A 2,174-nucleotide genomic window follows, 5' to 3' on the forward strand; every position below is an offset into this window, starting at 1 on the left:
CCGTGCAGCGGCTGCGACAAGTACAGCGGTTCGCTCAGCGGCACCGGCAACTCGGCGGTGCAGCCCAACGGCACCTACTACCAGTCCGGCGCCGGTGCGCAGAAGGGCTGGCTGCGCGGGCCGTCGGGCGCGGACTTCGACCTGGAGCTGTACCGCTGGAGCGGTTCGGCCTGGAGCAAGGTCGCGTCCTCGACCACGCCCACCAGCGAAGAGTCGGTGAACTACAACGGTGCCCCCGGCTACTACTACTGGAAGGTGCTGTCCTATTCGGGCAGCGGCAACTACGACCTCTGGATCGACGCGCCGTAAGCGCTTCGCCAGCAGGCATGCAGGATGCAGGCGGCCTCCGGGGCCGCCTGCACCGGGAGGACCTGGTCCGTCCAGGTCCTCCCGTCCCTGGCATGGCGCGGTATCGCGCCGGGCGGTGACGCCCACCACATTCCATCTCCAGGTGGCTCCCGGCACGCGCCGGGGGAGGGGACGCCCTCATGCAAGGAACCCACGACATGGTCTTCAAACCCGTCCCCCTGCTGGCCCTCGCGGTCGGCATCCTGCTCGCGGCACCGCCGCCCACCCTCGCGCATGACCCGCGACACGACGCCGGGTCCGCCGCTGCCCTGGGCCTGTCTCTCGAGTCCGATCCGCACGCCGCGGTCTACATCGTCAGCTCCCGCGACACCTTCGTCGGCAGCCTCAGGCTCGACGCGCGCAACGCCGACGTCATGCGCGACAGTCTGGGCAATGCCCTGGTCGTGTCGGAGGTCCGCGCCCACCAGTTGCCCAGCATCAGCGAGCGCATCCATGCCGGCGAGAAGCGCTGTGGCGGCTACTTCGCGTTCGCGACCCGCCAGCAGGCCCGGGACTTCGTGGCCTCGGGGCAGGCCCTGCAGGCGACGCAGCAGGCCTTCCTGCTCGACTACGGCATCGACAACCAGGCCACGGTGGACCCTTGGCTGGAACAGGTGCAGGAACCCCGTATCCGCGGCACCATCAACCATCTGTCAACGGCCTATGCAAACCGGTATTACTCCACCGGCAGCGGGCGCAGCGCGGCGGTCTGGATCCGAGACACCTGGCTGGCGCTGGGCAATGGCCGCAGTGACGTCAGTGCCGAGCTGTTCGAGGACTGCGGCAACTGCGCCACCCAGCCCTCGGTGATCCTGACCATCCAGGGCAGCGAATTGCCCGACGAGATCGTCGTCGTCGGCGGCCACCTCGACTCCATATCCAACAGCGGCAGCGGGAGCAGCATGAACGCGCCCGGCGCCGACGACGACGCCTCCGGCATCGCCAGCGTCACCGAGGTCGCGCGCGTCGCCCTCGCCAGCGGCTGGAAGCCCCGCCGCACGGTCAAGTTCATGGGCTATGCGGCCGAGGAGGTCGGGTTGCGCGGTTCCAACGCCATCGCGCAGTCGTTCAAGGCGCAGGGCAAGAACGTGGTGGGCGTGCTGCAGATGGACATGACCAATTACGCCGCGGGATCCAACGTGGCGATGAACCTGGTGACGGATTATTCCAACGCCAGCCTCAAGCAGTTCCTCACCGATCTCTTCGACGAATACCTGGCGCCGCTGGGCCTGTCGCGCGGTACTTACACCTGCGGCTACGGCTGCTCGGACCATGCCTCGTGGACCAATGCGGGCTACCCGGCGGCGATGATGTTCGAGCCGACGTTCAACAATCGCCTGCACACCAGCGGCGACACCCTGGCGAACATGGGCGGCACCGCCAGTGCCAGCGTCAACTTCGCGAAGCTGGGCCTGGCTTTCATCGGCGAGCTGGCCAAGACCTCCGGCGGCAGTGGGAACGCGCCCCCGGTAGCCGACTTCAACGTATCGACCGACGGACTGACCGCCCGTTTCAGCGATGCCTCGGTCGACAGCGACGGCCGCATCGCCTCCCGGCGCTGGGACTTCGGCGACGGCAGCAGCGCGACCAGCGCCAATCCGAGCCATGCCTATGCCGCGGCCGGGCGCTACGACGTCAGCCTGACGGTGACCGACGACCGCGGCGCCAGCGACACCGAGACGCGCTCGGTGAACGTCAGCGATGGCGGCGACCCGCCCGGCGACGGCACGTTGGAGAAGGGCGTGCCGAAGACGGGGCTGTCGGCGACGACCGGCAATTCGCTCAACTACACCCTGGTGGTGCCGGCCGGCGCGAGCAACCTGGCC

At 68.7% G+C, this 2,174-nt stretch carries 2 protein-coding genes; both read left to right on the forward strand.

The window, feature by feature from the left end:
- The coding region (locus FKV25_RS16275; RefSeq protein WP_211345425.1) for a hypothetical protein at window positions 1-309 on the forward strand (309 nt) is incomplete at its 5' end.
- A 197-nt stretch (window positions 310-506) separates the two neighbouring features.
- A partial coding sequence (locus FKV25_RS16505) for a M20/M25/M40 family metallo-hydrolase (protein WP_141519018.1) occupies window positions 507-2,174 on the forward strand: 1,668 nt, incomplete at its 3' end.

This window comes from Marilutibacter aestuarii (assembly GCF_006546775.1).
GTDB classification, from domain to species: Bacteria; Pseudomonadota; Gammaproteobacteria; order Xanthomonadales; family Xanthomonadaceae; genus Marilutibacter; species Marilutibacter aestuarii.